The sequence below is a fragment of the Bacillus timonensis genome (assembly GCF_000285535.1).
Taxonomy (GTDB): domain Bacteria; phylum Bacillota; class Bacilli; order Bacillales; family Bacillaceae_L; genus Ferdinandcohnia; species Ferdinandcohnia timonensis.
Genome location: NZ_HE610985.1, coordinates 116,532 through 140,995, shown reverse-complemented (window position 1 = coordinate 140,995; position 24,464 = coordinate 116,532). Strand labels below are relative to the sequence as shown.

The 24,464-nt window shown below is 34.7% G+C and carries 24 protein-coding genes; 3 read left to right on the top strand and 21 right to left on the bottom strand.

From position 1 onward, the window contains the following. Nucleotides 1–144 precede the first annotated feature (144 nt). Both BTHG_RS01030 and BTHG_RS01025 read left to right on the top strand, forming a co-directional pair. Nucleotides 145–564 (top strand): DUF1641 domain-containing protein, encoded by a 420-nt coding sequence (locus BTHG_RS01030; protein ID WP_010281029.1) that lies wholly within the window; start codon nt 145–147, stop codon nt 562–564. A 42-nt stretch (nt 565–606) separates the two neighbouring features. Further along, nucleotides 607–1,791, top strand: a complete 1,185-nt coding sequence (locus BTHG_RS01025) for an NAD(P)/FAD-dependent oxidoreductase (RefSeq protein ID WP_010281027.1) — start codon at nt 607–609, stop codon at nt 1,789–1,791. 123 nt (nt 1,792–1,914) lie between these two features. Here the strand turns inward: BTHG_RS01025 and BTHG_RS01020 are convergent, their stop codons facing one another. From BTHG_RS01020 to BTHG_RS01010, 3 genes are all read right to left on the bottom strand, one after another. Further along, entirely contained in the window at nt 1,915–2,688 is a 774-nt protein-coding gene (locus BTHG_RS01020; RefSeq protein ID WP_010281024.1) for a hypothetical protein, read from the bottom strand. Between the two features lie 205 nt (nt 2,689–2,893). After that, nucleotides 2,894–3,247, bottom strand: coding sequence for a hypothetical protein (locus BTHG_RS01015; RefSeq protein WP_010281021.1), 354 nt, complete (start codon nt 3,245–3,247; stop codon nt 2,894–2,896). Further along, the gene (locus tag BTHG_RS01010) at nt 3,237–3,476 is read right to left on the bottom strand and encodes a helix-turn-helix transcriptional regulator (RefSeq protein WP_010281019.1); all 240 of its coding nucleotides are present in this window, start codon (nt 3,474–3,476) and stop codon (nt 3,237–3,239) included. The genes BTHG_RS01015 and BTHG_RS01010 overlap by 11 nt, the downstream gene beginning before the upstream one ends. Nucleotides 3,477–3,817: 341 nt before the next feature. Between BTHG_RS01010 and BTHG_RS01005 the strand changes: the two genes are divergently transcribed. Continuing rightward, on the top strand, nt 3,818–4,162 hold the full coding sequence (locus BTHG_RS01005; RefSeq protein WP_010281017.1) for a hypothetical protein: 345 nt from the start codon (nt 3,818–3,820) through the stop codon (nt 4,160–4,162). A gap of 157 nt (nt 4,163–4,319) precedes the next feature. Here BTHG_RS01005 and gucD read toward each other — a convergent pair whose 3' ends face one another. The 18 genes from gucD to BTHG_RS00910 all read right to left on the bottom strand — a co-directional run bounded on the left by gucD (nt 4,320) and on the right by BTHG_RS00910 (nt 24,318). After that, entirely contained in the window at nt 4,320–5,783 is a 1,464-nt protein-coding gene (gene gucD / locus BTHG_RS01000; RefSeq protein ID WP_010281014.1) for an alpha-ketoglutaric semialdehyde dehydrogenase GucD, read from the bottom strand. A gap of 19 nt (nt 5,784–5,802) precedes the next feature. After that, nucleotides 5,803–6,762: an MBL fold metallo-hydrolase gene (locus tag BTHG_RS00995; protein ID WP_010281011.1), complete on the bottom strand. Its 960-nt coding sequence runs from the start codon at nt 6,760–6,762 to the stop codon at nt 5,803–5,805. 20 nt (nt 6,763–6,782) lie between these two features. Next, complete coding sequence (locus tag BTHG_RS00990; protein WP_010281009.1) at nt 6,783–7,613, bottom strand: carbohydrate ABC transporter permease; 831 nt, start codon at nt 7,611–7,613, stop codon at nt 6,783–6,785. Nucleotides 7,614–7,635: 22 nt separating this feature from the next. Beyond that, nucleotides 7,636–8,583 carry a carbohydrate ABC transporter permease gene (locus BTHG_RS00985; protein WP_010281006.1) on the bottom strand — a complete coding sequence of 316 codons (948 nt, stop codon included), beginning with the start codon at nt 8,581–8,583 and terminating at the stop codon, nt 7,636–7,638. 65 nt (nt 8,584–8,648) lie between these two features. Further along, the gene (locus BTHG_RS23955; protein ID WP_010281004.1) at nt 8,649–9,965 is read right to left on the bottom strand and encodes an ABC transporter substrate-binding protein; all 1,317 of its coding nucleotides are present in this window, start codon (nt 9,963–9,965) and stop codon (nt 8,649–8,651) included. A 72-nt stretch (nt 9,966–10,037) separates the two neighbouring features. Further along, nucleotides 10,038–10,427: a cupin domain-containing protein gene (locus tag BTHG_RS23950; RefSeq protein WP_010281001.1), complete on the bottom strand. Its 390-nt coding sequence runs from the start codon at nt 10,425–10,427 to the stop codon at nt 10,038–10,040. Nucleotides 10,428–10,457: 30 nt separating this feature from the next. Next, a complete protein-coding gene (locus tag BTHG_RS00970) occupies nt 10,458–11,624 on the bottom strand; it encodes a mandelate racemase/muconate lactonizing enzyme family protein (RefSeq protein WP_010280999.1) in 1,167 nt (388 codons plus the stop codon). Nucleotides 11,625–11,666: 42 nt separating this feature from the next. Next, nucleotides 11,667–12,575: a dihydrodipicolinate synthase family protein gene (locus BTHG_RS00965; protein ID WP_010280996.1), complete on the bottom strand. Its 909-nt coding sequence runs from the start codon at nt 12,573–12,575 to the stop codon at nt 11,667–11,669. Nucleotides 12,576–12,603: 28 nt separating this feature from the next. Further along, nucleotides 12,604–13,272 (bottom strand): GntR family transcriptional regulator, encoded by a 669-nt coding sequence (locus BTHG_RS00960; RefSeq protein ID WP_010280993.1) that lies wholly within the window; start codon nt 13,270–13,272, stop codon nt 12,604–12,606. Nucleotides 13,273–13,432: 160 nt separating this feature from the next. Then, nucleotides 13,433–14,596: a mandelate racemase/muconate lactonizing enzyme family protein gene (locus tag BTHG_RS00955; RefSeq protein ID WP_010280990.1), complete on the bottom strand. Its 1,164-nt coding sequence runs from the start codon at nt 14,594–14,596 to the stop codon at nt 13,433–13,435. Between the two features lie 24 nt (nt 14,597–14,620). Then, a complete protein-coding gene (locus BTHG_RS00950; RefSeq protein ID WP_010280989.1) occupies nt 14,621–15,379 on the bottom strand; it encodes an SDR family NAD(P)-dependent oxidoreductase in 759 nt (252 codons plus the stop codon). 367 nt (nt 15,380–15,746) lie between these two features. Further along, a complete protein-coding gene (locus tag BTHG_RS00945) occupies nt 15,747–16,979 on the bottom strand; it encodes a Zn-dependent hydrolase (protein ID WP_010280987.1) in 1,233 nt (410 codons plus the stop codon). Between the two features lie 329 nt (nt 16,980–17,308). Then, entirely contained in the window at nt 17,309–18,007 is a 699-nt protein-coding gene (locus BTHG_RS00940) for a nucleotidyltransferase domain-containing protein (protein WP_010280985.1), read from the bottom strand. A gap of 90 nt (nt 18,008–18,097) precedes the next feature. After that, a complete protein-coding gene (locus BTHG_RS00935) occupies nt 18,098–18,676 on the bottom strand; it encodes a hypothetical protein (protein WP_010280981.1) in 579 nt (192 codons plus the stop codon). Between the two features lie 152 nt (nt 18,677–18,828). After that, complete coding sequence (locus BTHG_RS00930) at nt 18,829–19,773, bottom strand: DNA/RNA non-specific endonuclease (RefSeq protein ID WP_010280978.1); 945 nt, start codon at nt 19,771–19,773, stop codon at nt 18,829–18,831. Nucleotides 19,774–20,521: 748 nt separating this feature from the next. Continuing rightward, nucleotides 20,522–21,445, bottom strand: a complete 924-nt coding sequence (rbsK, locus tag BTHG_RS00920; RefSeq protein ID WP_010280975.1) for a ribokinase — start codon at nt 21,443–21,445, stop codon at nt 20,522–20,524. Then, entirely contained in the window at nt 21,442–23,235 is a 1,794-nt protein-coding gene (locus BTHG_RS00915; RefSeq protein WP_010280971.1) for a sensor histidine kinase, read from the bottom strand. The genes rbsK and BTHG_RS00915 overlap by 4 nt, the downstream gene beginning before the upstream one ends. Next, the gene (locus BTHG_RS00910; protein WP_010280968.1) at nt 23,236–24,318 is read right to left on the bottom strand and encodes a response regulator transcription factor; all 1,083 of its coding nucleotides are present in this window, start codon (nt 24,316–24,318) and stop codon (nt 23,236–23,238) included. It lies immediately after the preceding gene. Between the last annotated feature and the right edge of the window lie 146 nt (nt 24,319–24,464).

The following is a 24,464-nucleotide window of genomic DNA, read 5'->3' as shown; positions in this document are numbered from 1 at the left end:
TACAAGTTTATGAAACTATATATGTGTAGCTAGAAATCTTGGATATGTTGCCCTATTAAATGTGAATATGAAACATGACTCAAAATCTACCAGCATTCTCAACAAGATTTGCTTGTAGAAATTCAACTTTGAAGGAGAATTGAAATGCCAGAAGTATTGACTAAAGCTCAAGAAGAACTAAGTAAAGAGAAAACAGACGTACTTGATCAATTATTAAAACCTGAAGTACAAGAATCACTTACTACTTTAGTGGAGCAGCTACCAAAATTAACAGAGGCTGTTAATTTATTAACAAAAGCATATGACTTCGCTCAGTTAGTGGCAACTGATGAAGTACTAAAAAATGATACAGTACATGCCATCAAAGAATTTTCCGAACCTGTAATCGGTTCAGTTAAAACAATTGCTGCAACAGCTATTGAAGCAAAAGACCGTGCAGAAGCTTCACATGAAAATATCGGTCTATTTGGTGTGTTAAAATTATTGAAAGATCCAGAAGCTCAAAAAATGTTACGCTTCGTTAGCGCATTTTTAGAAGTACAAGCTGAAAATAAAGCAAAATAATTTTATATCTTTTCTATTACTAGTATGGACGGAGGATTAATCATGTCAAAAGAAATCGTCATCTTAGGTGCAGGTTACGGAGGTTTATTGACTGCTCTAACGTTACGTAAATATGCAAGTAAAGCTGAAGCACAAATTACAGTGGTGAATAAATACCCTACTCACCAACTTATTACGGAATTACACCGTCTTGCGGGAGGTTCAACAACCGAACGCGCAATCTCTTTCCCTTTAACAAAACTATTCAAAAATCAAGATATCAATGTGGTAATCAGCGAAGTGACCTCTTTCTCTGTAGACAAAAAAGAAGTTCACCTAGCAGACGGTGCTGTCTTGAGTTATGACAACTTAGTTGTTGCACTTGGTAGCCAAACTGGTTACTTTGGTATCCCAGGCCTTGAAGAAAATAGTTTCGTATTAAAATCAGTTGAAGATGCAAACCGCATTTACAAACACATTGAAAGTAAAATTGCATCTTATGCGGAATCTAAAAACCCAGCAGATGCAACGATTGTAATTGGTGGTGGAGGATTAACTGGTGTTGAACTAGTTGGTGAAATCGTTGACCACTTCCCTGAAGTTGCAAGAAAATACGGCGTTGACTTCAATGAATTAGACATCAAATTGGTAGAAGCTGGTCCTAAAATCTTACCAGTCCTTCCTGATAACTTAATCGGACGTGCTACTGAAAGCTTAGCTAAACGTGGCGTTGATTTCTTAACTGGCCTACCTGTTACAGGCGTTGAAGGAAATAAAATTTCCCTCAAAGATGGTTCTACAATCGAAGCAAACACATTTGTTTGGACTGGTGGTGTTGCAGCCCTTCCAGTCGTTCAAGAATCTGGTCTTGAATGTGATCGTGGGAAAGCAGTGATTGACGAATATTTACGTTCTAAATCACACCCAGAAGTATTTGTGGTTGGTGACGCGTCTGTTTCACTTCCAGCTGATGGAGGACGTCCATTATATGCGCCTACTGCTCAAAATGCATGGCAAATGGGAGAAACTTGTGGATACAACCTTTTTGCAATCCTTAAAGGCCAAAAGCTTGAAGAATTTAGCCCAATCAACTCTGGTACACTTGCAAGTCTTGGCCGTAAAGACGGTGTAGCAACAGTTGGTAGCAACAATATTCAACTAAAAGGTCTTCCTGCTTCATTAATGAAAGAAGCAAGTCATGTTCGTTACTTAACTCATATCAAAGCCCTTTTCGGCTTAGCATACTAAAATTTACTTGAATAAACCAAAAAGCCAATTTTCTATCATTGAAAGTTGGCTTTTTCTATGTGTATCGTATTAAAGTCTACCAATAGTAGATTCAGTTTTTTATTTGTGTTTACCATAATCCAATTACTGATCACAAGTCTCTGATTCTTGCATTTTGTTTTCAATCAGCATTTCGAGTGCTGCAGAACTATCCTTTTGTTCGATTGAGCCGTGTCTCGTCTGTCTTTGTGTAATATCCTCGTATGAGACCTGCTTGGTATTGCCCCATTTCTTCCAGGGCACTTTGTCATATTGATGATGCTGGTAATATTTCCATGGAATGATGCTGCCAGGCGCATAATTATAGGTGCCCATGTTAACCGAATCGGTTACCATTAAACCCGTCTCAGCATGATAGACAACTTCAAAGCGACCATTTGATGATATAAACTTTACATTATAACCAGCGTCATATTTGTCTACTTCATATCGGTGGTATCTCGCACTGAATAGCTGCCATTTCCCGCATGCCGCTAGTTCAACCATATCTTCTAATCGTTCAGGTGCCTCCCCATATCGATTCAGTTCATTTCGAAAATAATGAATCTCTTTCGTGATAGAAGGAAGTTGTTTGACATGTTGATCAAATGTCTCAAAAAACAGATCAAATTGTTTATGCCCTTTCAAAAGCTCTCGATTTTCCACCAAATCATCCATCATCCCAGTTAAAATTGCGTGTGATGCAATTGCTTTGGACGTATCAAAGATATACCATTTTCGATAATCAGAACGAATTTGATCATACTGCTCTGAGAGTTCAGTAAAGTATGCCTCTGATAGAAAGTCAGATTCTATATCTACTTGAACAAAAGGGTATTTGATGCTTTTTTCCAGATGAAGGTATCCATAGATCGACATCGTTATCACGATAAGAAAAAGAGTCGCAATCTTTTTTGGCGACCGACTTTTGATTACTGTCCTAATTTGTTGCCCCTCCCCTTCTCCCCATTTTAATCATTTACCCAGATCGAATTCTAATCTATTGAGAGATCCCATAAAACTTCAAAGCCATCTTCCTAATTGAAAGAACAAGCATTTTTCGAATCCCTTTTTGGCTCTTTCGTCAAAAAAAGTCTTTTTTGTAGCGAACAGCTAAATAGATTCCTGAAGCGAGGAATGCAAGGGAATATTTATATAAAAAGAAAATTTGCCACATATATTCTTTCGGAAAAATGATGTCGCATAAAATGACTACACATAAGGTAATCAAGGCACTTTTTAAAGATATTTGCGTTGTTCTTTCGTCAGCTTCACCCATTTTTTTGTGAAATACGTATGTTAAAACCCCTCCGACTAAAAGTAATGCTAAACCGCTACAAAGGAGAATATTCCAATTTCCTGGAGTTTGTTCAGCCCATGTTTTTAATGGGTTAAAAACTGCGTAATGAATTTCAGAGAAAAACTTATTAATTCCCATTTTGATCATTTCCTTTCTCATACGTAAAAATATCGGTTACATCCACATTAAAAAATTCGGCAATACGGAAGGCTAACAGCAGAGTCGGAACATAATTTCCTTTTTCCATGACGAAGATGGTTTGCTTGGAAACCCCCACCTTCTCTGCTAATTCTTGCTGAGACATTCTGGCGAGTACACGATATTCATAAACCTTATTTGAGATCGAATCACCAAAATCTTTCTTCATGACCATCACCTCTTGATTGAAATTATAAACTTAATTTTTATAAAAGTAAAGTATACTTATACAAAATTATAAAATCACTTTACATTTCCTTAGATTACTTTTATTTAATAAGTGACAAAATACAAAAGAACCTGCCGAAATTCAGGATTCCGTCAGGCTCAAATCAAAAAATTCAACATTTTTTAAAAGGATAAAAAACATTTATCTTGAATTATTAGTAGTAACAACCATTTGGAAGGGTTTTCATGCAGCTAAAAGGTACATAAAAAAGCAGATTCATGGATTACTTAAGAAATTGATGGTTCAATAGATATTTCACTTATTACAGGAGGAGTTTGTTCATGTCTAACAAAAAGGTTATCAATCTATCAACCAAAATGATTTCAGAATGGTTAAACAAGGACATAGAGAAAATCATTAAAAAAAGAGAGCAAACATTTACACCCAGTTATGTTATTTATCAGCTTTATAAACAATACTCTTTTGGATATAGACATATCTTTTCGACTATGACAGGAAATATGGAATGGGCCCTTATCGCAAGGGAAAGGCTTGATTATATTGATAATAACATTGAGTTAATAGGAAAACTCCTAAAAAGGAGAAGGCTTCATCCAAACCCTAATGGATATGTAACGAACAATACAGTAAACCTCCAAAATGATGATGCAGTTGTGAAAAAATAATTAAATGCTTGAATAACGACAAAAAGTAGTCCTCATAATCAGGACTACTTTCATATGCTCAAATTTATCGTACTGCTTTTAAGTACGTGAAGTTGAAGCAACATATAAATTTAAATATTCTATATCAAGAAGAGTTTCATAATTTTTATGGCTAAAATTATTTAACAAATATGGTTTTGATTGATGTGTAAAATTCTTTTGCTGCTTCACCTTGCTCACGTGAATGAGAACTTGATTGCTTCATCCCTCCAAATGGCGCCTGTAGTTCCACGCCAGCACTTTCAGCATTTACTCGTACAAGTCCTGCTTCCATATCATTAATAAAGGATAGCATATTCTGAATATTAGTTGTAAAAATCGAAGCGCTTAATCCGAATTCAACATCATTCGCTACATTTATTGCTTCTTCTAAAGTGTCTACTTTTACGAGAGCGATTACTGGTCCAAAGATCTCTTCTTGGAAAATTGTCATTCTTGAAGTTACATTTTCAAATATGGTCGGTTCTACAAAAAATCCTTTATCAAAAGATCCACCAGTTATTCGATTTCCCCCTAGAAGCAGTGTTGCTCCCTCTTGTTTTCCTTTTTCTATATAAGACAAAACTGATTTTAACTGGTTTTCACTCGCACTAGGTCCCATCCAAATTCCTTCTTCTAAACCATCCCCAATAGTAATTTCTTTTGTCTTTGTTAATAGCTTTTCTTTAAACGTTTCATATACGTTCCTATGGACAATTACCCGGCTTGTTGCTGTGCATTTTTGACCAGTTGAACGAAAAGCTCCATTAATTGTTTGTTCTACAGCTAAGTCGATGTCTGCATCTGCTGCAACAATTACTGGGTTCTTTCCTCCCATTTCAAGTTGATACTTGGCACCTCGCTCAAAAGCACTCTTTCCGATTCTTTTACCTACTTGGTTTGATCCGGTAAATGTAATCCCATTAACATCATGATTTTCTGTAAGTGCAGGACCGATTACTGAACCTGATCCTGTAACCATGTTTACTACACCTGCTGGTATTCCAGCTTCTTCAAAGCACTCCATAATTTTTGCACAAGTGACAGCTGTTTCTTGTGCGGGCTTTATGACAATTGTATTTCCGTAAATTAAGGCTGGAGCCATTTTCCAGATAGGAATAGCCACAGGGAAATTCCATGGGGTTATTACACCAACTACCCCTAATGGTACCCGGCTTGTAAACATTAAAGCTTTGCTATCTGTTGATGGAATTACATCACCAACCTTACGCATACCTTCACCAGCATAATAACGCAAGATAGCAACGCCCCTAGATGTCTCACCTTTTGCTTCGGGAAATGTTTTCCCCATTTCACGTGTCATACATTCAGCAACTTCGTTAAGTCTTCGTTCTAAAATGTCTGCAACTTTATATAAATAAGCTCCACGATCACTTCCGGCTAATTTCCCCCAAAATGTTAGAGCATTTTTTGCCGAAGCAACAGCTAAATTCACATCATCTGTTGTTGAATTTTGAACATATCCAATAATTTCATCAGTATTTGCAGGATTAAAACTCTTATATACTTGACCTGATGAAGAAACTATCCATTCACCATTTATAAAATTCAAATACGTTTTTTTTAGAATACCTATTGTCATTGTCAAACCCTCCTGCTTTTTAATTTTCGCATTTTTTCCATATTTCTTGGCCGTTTAATTTAATTAATTCGAATAAACCTTGTTCTTTAATCCTTTCAAGCCCCCCTTGTAGACAATAATATAAATCTATCTTTCGATCAGTAGGAGATAATGAATCATCAGCCTCTTCAATAAGTAATTTCAAAGTTAGTTCTCCGTTTTGTTTCATTTTTTCATGTATATACTTTTCTACCAAAAATACGTATTCTCTACTTTCGTTAAGAAAATCCGAAATCCTTTGCTTGCCATCTATTATTGGAAAGTGGCTAGTGTACAAAATATTTACATTTAATTCTCTTACTATTTCAATTGTTCTTAAATACTCATTTGTATACCTGTAAGTAGGGCAGAGTGCTTTCTTTCCAGTTCTTGTAAGGATTGCATTTCCAAGAACTGCATCAGTAATGATTGCACATTTATTTAATGAATCGTACACTAAAACATGGCCTGCAGTATGGCCAGGTGAATTGATGATTTTTACCTCCCAATCCTTTGATAAACTTATTTTTTCATTACCGTTAAGTTCAATATCAACCTTAACTCCTTCTCCTAATGCTTGAAGAAGCTGCTCATATTTTTTGGGAGAACGCTTAATACCAATGGATTCAAATTCTCCATACCTATATGAAAGATTTAGAGTAGGATTTTCAAGATATGGCACTTCTCTTTGATGTGCCATAATTTTAGCATTTGGAAAGTATTTCTTTAGAACCGAAGCACCCCCACAATGATCTGCATCACAGTGCGTTATCAATATATAGATATCTAGATTCGTATTAATATTTTTTTCATTTAAATAAGGAAGTAATACTTCTTCAGGTGTTGAATTTATACCCGTATCTATAATCAGAAGTTTCTCATTTCCTATTAAGATATGCTGATATAAATACCGATTTTGGTATGGAACCTCAATTCTATGAAAGCCTTGATGTACTTCCACTCATCATCCCTCCTTTTTGTTTATCCTTTAACAGATCCATCTGTAATACCCTTGATGAAATACTTTTGAAATGCCAAAAATAGTATTAACAATGGAATTAAAGAAAGTAGTATTGCAGCACTTAGCGTTCCAAATGCCCAGGCTTGTGCTTCTTGTTGAAGCATAGTTATCCCAACTGGAACAGTCCATGCTTCTTGAGATGTTATTAATGACCTTGCATACATGAATTCTTCCCAAACGGATATACCTGTTAAGATAATTACAGTTGCAAGACCTGGTCTTACCATAGGAAGCATAATTTTATACCACATTTGAAATACATTACATCCATCTACAAGTGCTGCATCTTCTATTTCCTTAGGAATTAAATTGAAATTTCCTCTCATAATAAATATTCCGAGTGGTAAGTTTAAAGCAATATAAGGTAAGATCAAGCCCACTCTTGTATTCACAAGATTTAATGTATCTTCCAATATATAAATAGGGATTAAAAAAATAACCCAAGGTACAAACATTACTAATAACAAAAGGAAGAAGAAAGATTTACTACCTACAAATTTGTATCGTGCAATTACATAACCTGCCATTCCACTAAAAATTGTCACTAATGCAACTGAAATTATTGTTATTAATGTACTATTCCAAAAAAAAGTTAAGAGCTCTGGGGATTTGGTAAATATTGAAGTGTATTGTTCTAATGTGAATTGCTCTGGGAGTATTTTTATTGGTTGCTGGTAAATATCATCATCCGTCTTTAATGAAGTCAACAATACCCAAATAAAAGGAAATACAAAAGCAAACCCAACAAAAATTGTAATGAAGTATAGTACCGATTTTTTTATGAAAGTCATACTTTCCCTCCTTTTCAAATAATTAATTCATTGATTTGTTTTTATTTAAGAGCATAATTTGTAACAAACTAAAGGCTAATACTAATCCTGCAATAAAGTAAGCAATGGAAGAGGCATATCCCATATCATAGAATTCAAACCCATTTCTCCATGCATAAAAATAAAGTGTTGATGTTGAATCAGCTGGACCGCCGTATGTTAAAACAAATGGCTGTTCAAAGACTTTAAGCGATTGCATAATTCCATATACACCAGTAATAATAAAAGATTCCTTTAGATTTGGTAGTGTAATATGGATAAAGGAGGACCATGATCCTGCCCCATCTATTTTTGCTGCCTCATATAATTCCTTTGGAATAGCTTGTAAACCAGCTAAAAACATAATGCAAATAATTCCACAATACTTCCATAAACTTACCGCAATAATTGTATAAATAGCTACATTAGGATTTCCAAGCCAATTTAGAGCGAATCTTTCTAAACCAATGGATGTTAGAATATGGTTGAGTACACCGAAGTTCTCATTTAATATCCATTGAAAAACTACTCCCGATAAAGCCATAGCTACAATTACCGGTAAAAATACTACTGTACGTAAGATAATCATTCCTTTTAATTTTGATTCTAGTAATAATGCAATTCCTAAAGAAAATCCGATCAATAATACAAAAAAGATAACAGCAAAATATAAAGTATTATATAGTGACGTAAGGAAGGTTTTATCAGTAAACATCTTTATGTAATTTCCAAATCCAACAAATTTTGCCTTATCATCATAGACAAAGTTATATTCCATAAAACTTAGCCCAAAAGAATAAAGTAGTGGATATAACATGAAGACACCGACAAAAATAATAGAAGGTATTAGAAACAGATAGATACTAAGATTGAATTTTTTCTTCTTTCGTGATTTACCTATTACACTTTCTATTTTCAGTTCCCGATTTGAATCGATATTTATCTGGCTCACTTTTATCCCCCTTCTCCTATTTGTAAAGGTAGATGAATGACAGAACCATTCATCTACCATATTTATTAATCCATTTCCAAATCTAATTCCCTCATACCATTATCTATGTTCTTCAAGGTGTCTTCTACACTTTGATTATTCACAAGCATATTCGAAATCTGCTTATGGACTAAATCAGTTAATTTTGCTTGCTCTTTATATAATGGTTCTCCTTTGGATGTTTCTACAATTTGTAATAAAGAAGATAAACCTTCTGGCAATCCTTCATAGTTCGCAGAAACAGTTGGTAGTTTTCCATATTTAGTAGCTGACCATTGTTGACCATACTCGTTTAATAATTGTTCTTTTATAAATGCTTTAGCCATATCTGGTTCTGCTCCTGCTTTTGGAATAAAGATTCCATGTGTAAATGCGATACTTCCGTTATTTTCTGATCCTGGTAGAGGAAGAGTAGCTACATTTTCAGCACCAAACGTTTCAGCAAACTCCTGTGTTCTTGATGCAGCAGTCCATAACATCGCTACACCACCCGATAAAAATGCATTTCTACCAGCATTTTGGTCCTGTAAAGTATCAGGTTGTGCAAATCCATCGGCACTAACCTTTTTCCAAAAATTTAATAAATCGTTTGCATCTTGACTTTCGAAATCAATGAAATCACCATCTAAGAAATTTCCTGTTTTTGATTGTAAACCAGAATAATAGTTTAAATGAACAAAATTCGTAGCTAGATCGACACTTAACCCATATGTCGTACTACCACTTTCTTTTTTCGTAAGTTTTTTCGCATAGTCATATAATTCATCCCATGATTTTGGTGGAATTGGGTTTCCTTCATTATCAGTAAGACCCGCTTCCTTCATTAAATCTTTACGAACATTTAATGCTATTACTTCTCCAAGTAAAGGGATAGAAAATTGTTTGTCATTATATAAGCCAAGATCTAAGAAAGGCTTTACAAATTTGTCACGTGAATAGTCCTCAAAGAAATTGTCATCAAATTCTACCAATAAATCTTTTGCTACATAAATAGCAATATCTGCAGGTGATCCTCCAAGGGCTAGGTCAACATCAGAGTTTCCCCGAGACCATTGGAGTAAATATGAATCACCTGTTCCTTTATTTACTGCAGGAACCACTACTACTTTTGATCCTGGGTGGTCTTCCATGAATTGTTTAGCTGCTTCCTCAAGTGGCCATTTATCAATTATCCATGATTGAGCTGAAACTCGTAATGTCTTACCACTCCATTGATCTCCATCACCATTTTCATTATTTGCCTGTCCTTCGTTTGTTGTCTTCTCATCACCACTACAACCTGCTAAAGCCATTCCTAATAGAACAAATAGCATAGTAAAAATTGGTAGTAACTTTTTTCTCATCAATTAAAACCTCCCTTTAACCTTTTTTACACTCAGAAAGTCTGATAACAAATGTGACAATTCTACTTATTTCTATGATCGGCTCTCCTTAGGTAATTCGAATTCACCCAGATCTACATTTTCATCTACTAAATCCATTCCTAATTTTGTAAGATTAAAAATAACCACAATAGTATTGTCAATGTGTGCAATAGGTGAATGTTTAATTCCTTTTGGAATAACTGTAAAATCACCTTTTTTTAATTCGACACTACCTTCCTCAGTATCGATTGTCATATGTCCTTCCCACACCAACCAACCTTCATCACCATGAGGATGTGAATGCCATGGAAATCTATCATGAATTTTTGCAACCCTTACTGCATATTTTTCCTCATCTAGTTTAATAATGTTAAAGTTTTTTCTAGGTTGTTGATGTGCTAATAACTCTTCTAAGTTAACAGACTTTAATACATCCACCATTTTTTACCACCCCTTCAGATAATAAATTAACTATTGTACAATTACTCCAGAGTGTGAACCTAATTCTTCCCATTCGTATAGTGGACTCGCGATATCTTGCAACTTATCCTCGTCTAATTCCACACCAAGACCGACTCCTTCTGGTAAGAACATTCTAGGTCCGACATATTTTACTCTCTCTTTAGTTACATCTTGTTTATATAGCACAGGTCCAATGACGTCACCTGCATAATGAAGTTCTGGAACTACTGCTCCCATATGACAGGTAGCTGCTGTTCCAATACTCATCTCTTGAGTTGTACTTAAGAGACACTGTAAACCTGCTGCTTCTGCTATGTTATAAAATTTCAACGCTGTTTGAATTCCGCCAATTTGAATAGAGACATTGAAAATATCAATTGCTTCATGTCTAACCATTCGTAATGCATTTGCATAACTTGAAATGTGTTCACTTATAGGTATATCTACTTTTCTTCTAATTTCAGCCATACCTTCATAATCTTCACCAAACGAAACACTCTCTGCCAATTGGAAATCGAAATGCTTTAATCTTTCAATCCATTTTAATGTATCTTTCCAATATAATTTTCTTTGAAAATCGATTGCTTTTAGAGTAATTTTATTACCAAAACGATCACGAAACGCTTCCAAAAATCTTTCATCTGCCTCTAGGTCCTCACCGACATAATATCGCATTCGGTCCCACCCTTCATTGTACATTTCCTCAACCCAATCTAACCGTACTGGAATATCTTCAGCTTTTTTACAAGAAAATAATGGATAAGTTACTTCGAATGTATCCCTTACCTTTCCACCTAAAAGATTGTAAACAGGAGTACCTAAATATTTTCCACTGATATCATACATAGCCATTTCCATCGCGGCTACCAGCTGTGAATCTAATGTATAAGGTGGATAGATTGGCATAGAATGATGCCCATAATATTTTAGAACTTTACTGACCTTTTTATGAAATTGTACAATTTCAAAAGGGTCTTCACCGACCATTAATTTGTTAACTGCAATTTTTAAATTCTCAATATCTGGCATCATATACCGATAAATTCCCAGATCTGAAAATTCACCAAGTCCTATAATACCCTCATCTGTGTAAACCTTTAAAACTACATGTCTACTAATTGCTCCTGACCGTCTCTCTGTTTTCACTGGAAATAGTTCTACATTTGTAATTTTCATATTCTTTCTCCTTTTCATTTAGTATAAATTTTTACCTGTTAATTATTTCGTTAGTTCAGTCAATATACCCCAATCTTTCAAAGTAACCTTCAGTTCATTTACTTCTTCAGTTGATAATCTTGATAATGGGGCTCTTACTACCCCATTAGACAAGCCAAGTTGGTTCATCGCCTCCTTGACAACGCTTACATTATTTCCATTCATATACCGTTCTCTTAATTCTTCAAAAGGTCTAATTTCATTCCAAATTTGCATTGCCTCGGTAAAACGCTTATCTTTTAATGCATCTAGTAGTTGAAAAGATCGTTTCGTATCAACATTAACTAATCCAGACGTAAATCCTTCGGCACCAGCAATAAAGAAGAATGGTGTCCACATCTCCGCACTTCCACAGACCCAAACAACATCTTCGTTGACTTCTTGAACCGTTTTCGCAAAACTAATTAAATCATTAACGGCATACTTTATACCGACAACATTTGGAAGTTGGGCTACCTGTCTAAGTACATTAATTGTTATATTTTGCTGCCTTACATAAAGTAGAATAGGTAAATGTGTTGAAGTTGCAATCGAATTATAATATTCAATCAATCCATTCTCCTGCATGAATGGATTGATTGGTTGATGGATCATAATGCCATCTGCCCCAATATCTTCATAATATTTTGCTAAATGAGAAGCTGTTTTGTAATCATAGCCAATGCCAGCGATTACCTTTGCACGACCTTTATTACGTTCTACAACGAATCTTGTAACTTCTTTCGCTTCTTCTATCGTTAAGGAATAAAATTCACCCGTATTCCCACATGGATAAATTGCCTTGATTCCATTTGTAAGTAAATAATCAATATTTTGTCCTAAGAGTTCCCAATCAATTTCTTTGTTTTCTGTAAAAGGCGTCGTATTAATGGCATTTATGCCCCTAATTATCTCTTTGAATTTTGAAAACATCTTTAATGCCCCACCCTTTCAATAGTTATTATTGTCGATCTTGTATCATTTCTGAAGTTCTCCTAATATGGTTAATCATGGCTATTTCTGCACCTTCTGGGTCACGTTCAACAATTTTATCAAAAATTGACTTATGCTCATAAAATGCTCGTTCTAGTTCATCCGTATATGATAAGGCTTTTTTTCTAATAAATCGATCAAACCCACGGATTGCTTCAATCTGTTTTTGGATATAACTATTTTTAGCAAACTGAGTAATAGTTTTATGGAATTTTTCATTTAATTGAATTAAATTTTCTTTGTCTTTTTGAATAGTGTTTTCCTTCATCATTCGGATTATATCCTCTAATATTTCAATCTCAACATCTGTAATTTTATTGGTAGCAATTCGTACTGCTACACCTTCAAGGGAAGATCTTGCTAGAGTTATCTCTTCAACTGATTTCATGATACCCTCTGAAACAAAAGTTCCTCTTCTTGCCTGAGTCGATACCAATCCCTCTTGTTCAAGCCGCCTAATCGCTTCTTTTATTGGCGTAGTGCTAACTCCAAACTCCTTTGAAAGTTCTCTTTCCTTTAAATGTTTACCAGTTTCATATTCTCCTGATAAAATAGAATCTCTTAAAAATTCATAAATAACGTCTCTTACAGATCTAGTTTGTGAAATTAAGCGCTTTTTAAAAGGTTCATTTATCAAGATATTCTCATTCCTTTCAATTTTAAGTATCACCTACTTTCAATATATCAAATCTGATATATCATAAAATGCGAAATAAATGACTTAAACAATAAGATTCGACATCATCAGTTCGTTTTATGTGAAAGTGTAATACATTTTGCATGTTTTACTAAGATTTCTAATTAATTGATGTCCGATCCTGAAGCTGATGAACTGTCACATTTCCCCAGCTTAAATCTTTTACCTTAAGTTTATTTATTCTTTCCCAATCAAGCTCCAATCCTAGACCGTGAAGTCCATTATTAGGAAGAATAAGATAACCATTTTCATATTTAACTGGATTTTTGACGATATCATCGACATACAATTTAGGGCCAGTAGGATCAGAAATATAGTTCAGGTTAACTAATGAACAGCCAAAATGAGCCATAGCTGCCGTTCCAACTGAAAGTTCTTGGGTAGTTCCTAATAAACAGCCCTTTCCCGCTACTTCTGCTGCTGCAGCCGCTTTCTTTGCAGCTGTTAACCCTCCAATAAATATAGGTGAGATATTAAATATGTCTACTGAATCATATTTAATCATTTCGTGTAGTTGACGGAATCCCCAAACATGTTCACTTACTGGATACTCAGTTCTCATTCTAAAATTATGAAGACCTTCAAAATCATTTCGAAATGCAGGACTCTCAATCATTTGAAATTCATATTTTTTAAATCGATTCACTGCTCTTAAGGAATCCTTCCAATCCAATAAATGACTAAAATCTAAGGATTTTATTGTAACTTGAGAACCAAATTCTTGCCGAATCCTATCAAGAAAAGTCTCATCCGCTTCAATATTTTTACCAACATAAAGTCGGAATGTATCAAAACCATCTTCTAATCTTTTTCGTACAATATTAATATTCTCCTCGACCTCTTCTACGAACCTATGTCTAAAAATCGGATAGCAAACCTTGATTTTTTCTCTATATTTTCCCCCTAAAAGATCTACTGCAGGTATTTCCAAAAATTTCGAACATAAATCGTATAAGGCAGCATCAATTCCATTTCTTATAAAACTTCCTTTTTCATAATAGTAAAGGGCTTCAGGGAAGTTATCCAATAGTTCTTTGTTAATTTTGGTTAATTCAAATGGACTTCTTCCAAGGAGAAAAGATTTTAAAACATGTGCTAAGTCATTCAAATCTATCGAATACTGAGGTAGATGTGAAAAATCAGACATCTCACCAATCCCAACAATTCCTTCATCTGAAAACAATTCAACAATTACATGCTTATTAACAAAACCAGTATGTCTCGGTACTCCGATTGGGGTTAATTTTAAATCTACAATTTTCAATATTGGCACCTCCTAGGTAATCTCTTAGTCTAATTCATATGTAATGCAACTTCTTCCTCCATCAATAACGAGAGTTTCACCATTAATAAAGGAAGCATTCTCAGAAGATAGAAATAGAACAGCATTCGCTATATCTTCGGGTTTTCCTAATCTCCCTACTGGATGATATTTAATAACCTTTTGATAATATGGGTCTGTCTCTTCAAATAAGGATGAGTTCATAATTGGAGTTTGAATTAACCCAGGGCATATTGCATTTACTCGAATCAAATAATTTCTTAAATCTATTGCCATACTTCGAGTCATACTAAGTATCCCAGCTTTTGCTGCACTGTATGGAAAATATCTAGGTTGAGTCCTGAAGGCATGAGTGGAAGAAATATTTATGATATTACTACCAGGATTATTTTTTAAAAGTGGAATGGAATGTTTTGTTACAAGGTAGTGACCTTTTAAATTAATGGCAATGCAATTATCAAATTCTTCAGGTGTACAATCTTCAACTGTTGTCGTAAAGTTCACACCTGCATTATTTACTAATAAAACTAAATTGCGATTTTTAGAAATACTACTGGAAATCATATTTTTAATTGTTTCTTCGTTACTAATATCTACATACTCTGCTATTGCTTCCCCCCCTTCACTTATGATTTCTTGAACAACTTCCTTTGCATTTTGCAAATTAATATCTGTTACTGTGACAAAATAATTATTTTTTGCAAGGGATTTTGCGATAGCCCGACCGATTCCAGAACCTGAACCAGTAACAATTGCTGCTTTCAAAGCATATCCTCCTACCTATTTATTAGATATGAAATCTGATATATCAACTAAATTATAACACTATTTAGAATATAGGCAATTTTATTTCATCTTCTTTTTTCCACAAATTTCTCTCCAATCTTTGACAATATTTATTAACAGAAGATGAATTACTTAAGAAACGAATTGGCAGAATCACAAATTTCAGTGTGAGAACTCGGATGTGCTCCCCCATCGAAATGTTAAAAAGGAGAAAAATGTGGCATCTATTAAAAGTAAAAAGATTTGTGAAAAGATGCTGGTGTATAAATTTCACTGGGAAACCACAAAAAGTAGTCCTCATAATCAGGACTACTTTTTACATTTAAAATTCTTAATGATTTTCAATTCACTTCGATAATAGGTTCAGCACAGTATCTAGTATGACGTTGACACCTTTTTCGCATTCTTCCCATGTGGTTAGTTCTTCTTCACAATGGCTTTTTCCATTTTTGCTCGGAACAAACAGCATGGTGGTAGGGACATAGCTTGCGATGAACTGTGCGTCATGCCCTGCCCCGCTCACCATTCGTTTATGACTATAACCAAGGGATTTTGCGGATTGCTCTAACAGATTGCAAAGTTCCGGCTCGAACCAAACTGTATCTCGATCCCATAATTTCGTTGCTTTTATCTCGCAGCCTTCATTCTCTTCAAGTTTAGGAAGTGCCTCAATGAACTCTTTCACATTGTTAACGATTCCCATATCTTTGTGTCTGGCCTCAAGCGTAAAGACGACTTTATTCGGAATGACCGTATGAATGCTTGGGTACACATTTACCCTTCCAATCGTATAAACTAATTCCTGATCTAAAGAGCCCAAGTAGCTCCGTATCTCGTTAATGAGATTATTCGTTGCAAACAGGGCGTCCTTACGCATGTTCATTGGCGTCGTACCTGCATGGTCGGACTCCCCTGTCACTTCGATTTCATAACAAGCCATACCTACAACACATTCCACAACGCCAATCGAAAGCGCTTCTGATTCTAAGATAGGTCCTTGTTCAATATGCATCTCAAGTAAAGCTGTCGCTTCTTTTAGTCGGTTTTCCACTTGCCCTTCGTATCCAATACCCTTCAGAGCTTCACCAAAAGTGATCCCATCTGAATCTTTCTTTTGCAGCATAACGGACTTTTCAAATTTACCAGCAAGTATTCCTGATGCCATCATTGAAGGCTCGAATCTTGCACCTTCTTCATTTGTAAAATTCACAACCGTAATTGGAACTTTCGGCGTAATATTATGGTCTATAATGGTTCTAACTACTTCCAAGCCAGCAACTACCCCTAAAACACCATCAAACCGGCCACCTTTTTTGACTGAATCTAAATGGGAGCCAATGAGAATAGGAGGTTTATTCTCCGTTCCTTCAAGTGTCGCATACATACATCCCAAATCATCAACCTTTACATCCAACCCTAATTCCTCACAGCAGAATCGGAAATAATCCCTTGCACGGCGGTCTTCATCTGATAGTGCTAACCTTGTGACACCATTCTTTTCTGTCCGGCCAAAGTCGGCAAATCGCTCCAATTCTTCCCTTAATCTTTCCCCATTGATCAACAGCTTTTGTTTTTGCATATTTTTACACTCCCCTTTTAAAAATGATAAACAATGTTCTTCCCTTTATGTAAAACATGGAGTAAAAAATAAACAATTGGCAAATGCAACAGTTTGAAAATCGGCTCAAAGCTTCCCCATGACTCAATCAACCTATTAAACTAATTATTGTAATATTCCGTTTCTTTTATTATATCTCATTTTAAGCAGTTTTATTAAACAAACCTTAAAAGTTAGCAACATTAATTATAAACTCAGAAAAAAAGAGTAGGATTTTACATTATCCAACTCTTTTTTCTGTATATGCCTTATTGTACAACTAAAACTACCCTATAATTGAAGAATAAAAATTATTTTCCTTGTGAAAAACCATCGAATAAAGGACCACCAAACGGTTCATAGATGCCGTTCACAAATTTAATAAATGGTTGTTTGTTTCCATCCTTATAATAACAATCCAGAGAATCGAAGAATTGATTATAAATTTTTTTATCAAATTTGTGTAAAGCCCTTGCAAGACCTTTTCCCCTTCCACTCCATTGCTGGTTAACACGAAGAATAAAATCTGCTAGTTGCGTTGTGATTGTATGTAAAGTCATTATAGCCTCTGGAGGATTGCAAGAATCTTTAAAATCATCTAGAAGGTCATAAATGAAATATCTAGATGCTCTTATAAAGTCTTCAGTTAAAGGTGTGGGCCCACTTTTTATAAAGGTTATAGCGTTATCCTTTATTTCCTGGGATTTACCATTATCTCTAATGATTTTTCCTTCAGCCAACATATTGGCTAAAATTGGTCTTCCTGATTCTATATCTATTTTGAACTGATTTAGATAAGATGTGTAATTGTGAATAAAGGCTTCAATTTTCCAATTATATAGAACAAAACTCTCTCGATAATTACTTTCCGTTGAGTTATCAAATATTACAATATCTAAATCAGAAGTTTCAGTTTCCTCACCTCTAGAAGCACTTCCTGCTAAAAATGCATTATCACAATTAGGAAATTTTTCTTTCACAAATATGTTGGCAGCATCGATTCCAGACATCCTCAATACAATCCCTCCTCACCATTTTATTTCCTTCTCTATTTTCATTTTCACTAAAACCCTTATTGATTAACACACCCGTTCACTAGTTTACTTCTGTTTAGAAATCCTATCGTAAGGTGTACCAATAAAAGGGAAGGTCTTGCTATCCTTAATTTCACAATACGAACGAATCTTTGCCTGCTCCAGTAGAGTTTCATAGGGTAGTTCCATCGATTTCTCAACTGATTTCCAAATTTTTAATGGGTTCTTAGTGACCAAACTGGCAAACCCTATTATCAAACCAGAATAATAATCTTTTCTCATTTCACGAAAATCAGGAGATTTCTCTAAAAACTTTCCTATAACATCATTTAAACGGTGCTTGAGGGCAAAGTTTGTCAATTCTTGTTCCTGGACAACTCTTTTTTCCTTAAATAATTCATCTGATAACGCATATCTAAAAACAAAAGGGAAGGTATTTTCGTCCTTAGCTTTTCTAACTGCATCTATAGCCAATAAACTGAACTTCATTTCATCAAATTTTTCGTATGTCCTATAAACTATATAATATTCCGAAATGGTATTGATTACTTTATCGGTAAAAATGAACTTATCATAACTATCATTTAAAATAGCCTTAATCCCATCTGGCAACTTAGGTAATGTTTTCTCTACAGATTGCCCCACATTTATACCCCCTAAAACTATAACTAAATTCAAAATCAATTCTTCAATATTAGTATATAAGGTATTATACATTCATTAGTCTTTTATCCCCGGTAAGCTTTAAAATTGTCCATGATGAAAATGTTTTTTATTCCTCACAGGGATATAGCTGTCTACTCACCCACCATACCGTCATTATCATTATCTCGCATATAGGGGTATAACCAATGATCACTTGTTATTGGCATACTAAATCCTGCTGCTTTCGCTTCTTTTATCGTCACTATACCATTACCGTTTGTATCAATATTAGAAATATCAACGTTTGTATTTGGACTAGTTGAATTTGTGTTTGAATTTGAACTAGTTGAGGTTGAAGACTTACTACCTGTTAAACCTAGTGCTGCATTTACTTTATCAGGGTTCACATTATCAAATTTGTCAACTATCATGTTACCCATTATGGTATAGGTATACTGATAACTTGAAGGAATCTGTGTTTCCGTATTCGGATATGTGATAATTGCTTCAAAATTAGTAGCTCCACCAGCTTTACGGATAGCGTCTTCCAAATATGCTTGATCACCATGTCGGTTAAGCGTGCTATCTTGTGGAGTAATATTATAAGCATTTGATACCCCACCAAGAGAATCTGCAATAATATGTCCTTCATCTAAATCTGCTCTTTCGACACCAGGAACTTTTGCTTCATCAGCGTAGTATCTGCCTGACGATGTTACAGATTCGGTACGGTCATCTTGTAGAATGATTTCATCGGCAACGACACGGACTAGTTGCCCGTATTCATTCGTGAATGCCCAATATTCACGTTCCCCATAACCAATGTCAACGACGACGTTAGATTCACGATATCCAGACATATCACCACCATCAACTTTAATTAATTTGTAATCTTTAAACAGTTGATCTTTTGATTCAGTTGATGTTTCCTCAACTACTTGTTTTACAGTCGTCGTTTTTTCTTTTTCACTATTTTTTGTAGTTACTTCTTGTGAAACAGCTTTCCCATCAGTATTCGATACATCTTCTACGTTAGTACAACCAACTATTAAGATGGCAGTTAAAAGTAAGATTAAATAGTTTATTTTATTTTTCATTTTCGGACTCCTTATCGTATTTTTTACTGAACATTCTAGAAATCTTTGAATAAAACATAATTAACATTGTAAACTTATTAATAATAGTATTTTACAATATTAATCTTTATTATAGTAGATACCTAGTTCGAAGTATGTAGTTAAATTCCAATAAAGATTAGAAGAGTCCATTGCACTGAAAAAGGCACAATTCCAATTCAAGAATTGCGCCCGATTGTTGATGATTGTTATTTAACTAAGCAACCGTAGATTAATTTTCAAGTGTCATTAAGCTCGTTAAAACAAAGAATTTATTGTCATTTCAATAAAAAGGGAGTATGAGATTATTGCGAATTCATACTCCATTTCCTTTGTTATGTTATGTTTTCTCTCCGTCAAACGAACCCATTAATTAGTGTCTATCTGCTTTTTGAAATACATTACCAATATTATTTGGTAATTCTTGAAAGTCTAATAAAAACTCCTAAACCCGCTAAGAAAAACCCTAAACAAAACAAACTAGCTGGACTACCCCAAACGATTTCACTCATTGTAGCACCCCCTGGAAATTCCTTACTATAGTTTAATTAAAACAATTGGATTATATGTTAATTAGTTTCCAATTTGTATATTAATTCGGGTTTTTCTACTCAACAACTGCCTGTTAAAATGGATTGGCTTTTTTTACATTTCCTCTTTCAGTTTCAATAAGTTTTCATGACTTTACTTATGAATTTCCAGTCAGGGAAACCTTTTGTATTACTTCTCCTCAAACCCGTACTTTTAAAAACTCTAAAACTTCTTTTTTGGTTGGGATAGACTTTAGGGCCCCTTCCTTTGATACGGTTAAGGCCGAAGCAGCAGTTGCAAATGTGAGGCTATCTTCAATGGTGCTTCCACTGCTTTTTGCTACTAGGTATGCCCCTATAAAGGTGTCCCCCGCTGCAGTGGTGTCAATAGTTTGTACTGTAAATGCGGGTGTAAAGATGCGTACCCCATTGTTATTCTTAAAATAAGATCCTTGACTACCAAGCGTAATGATGACTTCTTTGACCCCTTTTTCTAGTAGGAGGTCTGCTGCCTTCTCTGCTGAATCTGGATTAGAAACATGAATTCCTGTAATCATTTCCGTTTCGGTTTCATTCACAAATAGACCACCTAGTTTTGCCAATACATCATTGGGAACCTGAACTGCTGGTGCAGGGTTAAAATAGACAGGTACACCTAATTTATCAGCTTGCTCAAGCACATACGTAGTCGTTTCCCAAGGAATTTCATTTTGTAATAGGATTAAATCAGCTTTTTTTGAAACAACTGGGAGAATGTTTTTAATGTCATCTTTATGTAGTAAACCATTGGCTCCTTCTTCGAGAATAATCGAATTTTCTCCATTACCATCTACAGTAATGAAGGCAAGTCCCGAACTAGAGGGTTTGGTTACAATAAAATCACTCGAAATCCCTTCATTTTTCAAGGTTTCAAGCAATTCGGAGCTAAACGAATCATTACCTAATGCACACACCATTGTTACTTCTCCACCGGCTCTTGATGCAGATACAGCTTGATTGGCCCCTTTTCCACCGGGATTAAACTCCGTTTTTAATCCTTTCATCGTTTCTCCTGGCAGAGGGTGCCGGGTCACTCGGTTGACAATATCCATATTGATACTACCAATTACTACAATTTGACTCATTTAAAAAACACCTCTCCTCGATAATAAGGTAGAATGAGTGTTACCTTTGTTCCTTGATCAGGTTCACTTTCAATCTTTACACCATACTCATCGCCAAATGTTAATTTTATTCTTTGGTGCACATTTGCTAAGCCTATTCCCGTACTCTCTGGGTTTCTTTTTTCTTTCATCATTGTGCCTACGGATGAGTCCAACATTGAATACACTTCTTTTAGGCGTTCGTCCTCAATACCAATTCCATTATCTTTCACCTCAATCACCACGTTTTTATTTTGCTGAAAACAGATGACTTCAATTACTTTTGATGAATTTGTCGTATCAAAAGCATATTTAATCGCATTCTCAACAATCGGCTGTATAAGAAACCGAGGTACTAATGTGTGATCGATAGCTGATGGAAGATGATAGATAAACTCAATTTCTCCATCATAACGAAAATCAATGATTTCCCCAAATAACTTCAAGTAATTGAACTCCTCTTTCAACGTCACGAATTTTGTATCATCTTTTAAACTGTATCGTAATAATTGACTTAAGGAATCCACTACAATTTGAATTTCTCGTATTCCTTTTCGATTTGCAAACCAACTAATTGAATTAAGAGTATTGTATAAAAAATGCGGTGTTATTTTTTCTTGTAGGGCATCAATTTCTGCCTGTTTTTGCAATAAAAGGGCCTTTGATTCTCTCAATTCACTTTGATAGACTCGTTTGATTAACTCTTCAATTTTCATCACCATTGCATTGAAATGAGCACCTAAGATCCCAATTTCATCCTTCCGATTAAAATGAACCCTTGTTTGAAAATCTCCATTTTGGACATCAATTAACGATTCTTGTAATTTTTGAATGGGTTTCACAAATAGTTTTCGAATGGAAAGAGCCAATAAAAAGATAAAACAAAGGATTATAACAATAAAAACTAAGAATCCTAAACGAATCGGTTTAAATTGTTCGACAACTTCATCATACGGAACAACCCCAAATACCTTCCATCCTGTTTGTGGTACTTCTTTCATAAAGTACAGCATTTGGTTTCCGTTTTGATCTTTGTATAATTTGTATTTTTCAGTTTGTTCAATCCAAAAGTGGTTGGATATTGTTCCTAATTTTTTAGTAGGGTGGAACAGATACTCATTATGTTGATTCATTAAAATGAAATAACCTGATTTTAATAGTTTTGCATCTCCTAGTTCTTGATAATAGTAATCAAGATTTAAATCCAAAATGGCAATTCCAATGTATTTGCCTGTATGTAAGTCAATGACCTTTTTTCCAAACGAAATGATGTTATCGCCATCAACGGTGTATACCTTACTCGTTGTAACGAATTGATTTTCAAGGTTACTCCTTAATTCATCAAATGCAAAATGCTCTTCAAATCCTGGTAAAAAATGACCCTCACTATCTAGCCGTTTCCCTTCAAAATTATAGACGGATATTTCTTTTATTTCTGGATGACCTACCATGAGAAGATTTGTATACTCGGTAAAGAATCTAGCTTCTTGATAAGAGTTCCAATCATTCTTTGATTCTTTTTTTAAAGAATCTTGAATATCTGGATGTATCGTAATCTTTGTTAGAATACTATCCATATCTTGATAGATTTCACTTAAAAACTCTCCCATTTGATTGACATTGTTGTAATTGGACTCTGCAATCATATTATAAAGAACACGACTAAACGTATGATAACCATATATACTTATTATCAAAACAGGAATGATCGTTAGCGCTATTAATATAAACAAAAGTTTCTGATAAAGTGTCCTGTTTGAAGGTCTTCTCATTTATTTTGCCACTCTTTTTGTTCGATAGTGTAGCGGTGATTCACCTGTGTGCTTTTTAAAGATCCTTGTAAAGTATTCCGTACTATTGAACCCAACCTTTTCAGATACTTCCAACACTTTCATATCTGATTCTCTAAGTAGAAGTTTCGCTTTTTCGATACGGACGTTGTTCAAATAATCAATGAAATTAATCCCGATTTCTTTTTTAAACACTCTACTTAAATAGGAAGGAGTCACACCGACAATATGGGCCACTTCATTTAATGTAATATTTTGCTTGTAATGGTTGTTGATTACCTCTTTACAGTGAAACAGGATATCTGGACAAGATTGTTGTCTGCTATCCCTCACGATATCTGAACATTGTATGAAGAACTCCTCCACTCTTGTTCTAACGGCTTGAGTGGTCAGTTTTGGGTTTAATTCTTCAAATAACATGTTTCCTTCTTTATTATAATAAAATTGAATTAATTCATTGGATGAGAGCCTTTTTCTTAATGACTTGAGACTATCTAGTACAAATGATAGTAAGCGGAAGGGATCATCTTTTACACGAGCTAAGAATGCAAGGTAAAGTTTTGTAAATGCCTCCTTCGTCGTATCCTTATTTCCAATTTCAATGGCATCAAATAAATGCGATTCAAGACGAACGAGTGCCATGTCCCATTTTTCTTGATTCACTATCAGTTGATTATGAGTAGATATTGAAAAATAAGTAGAGGTTACTTTCGATAAGGTTTCTGATAGACTTTCTTGTTGAATCGGTTTAAGTAAGAATTCTTGAACCCCTAGGCGAATGGCCTTTCTCGCATACTCAAAATCATCATAGCCACTGACAATGATTGTTTTACATTCCGGATATAGCTGTTTCACTTGTTTGACCAAATCTAGACCATCCATTTTTGGCATTCGAATATCTGTTACGAGGATATGGATGTTCGTACGTTTCGCTATTTCCATAGCCTCTACCCCATTGGCAGCACTTCCAACTAAAAAATAGGGTTCACCTAGTTGGTGAATATATTGTGTGATACCCCTCCGGACATTCCCTTCGTCCTCAGCAAGTAAAAGATTAATCTTCAACAGAATTCCCCCCTATATAATTGAAAGCATATTTTCTACATTATGTTTTCAATCAGTGGAAAAAAGCAAGAAGAACATTCAATATTCCGATTATTGGAAATAATTTCAATAAGGGAATTCCCCTCCTCTTTTTTGAAAGGAAATTC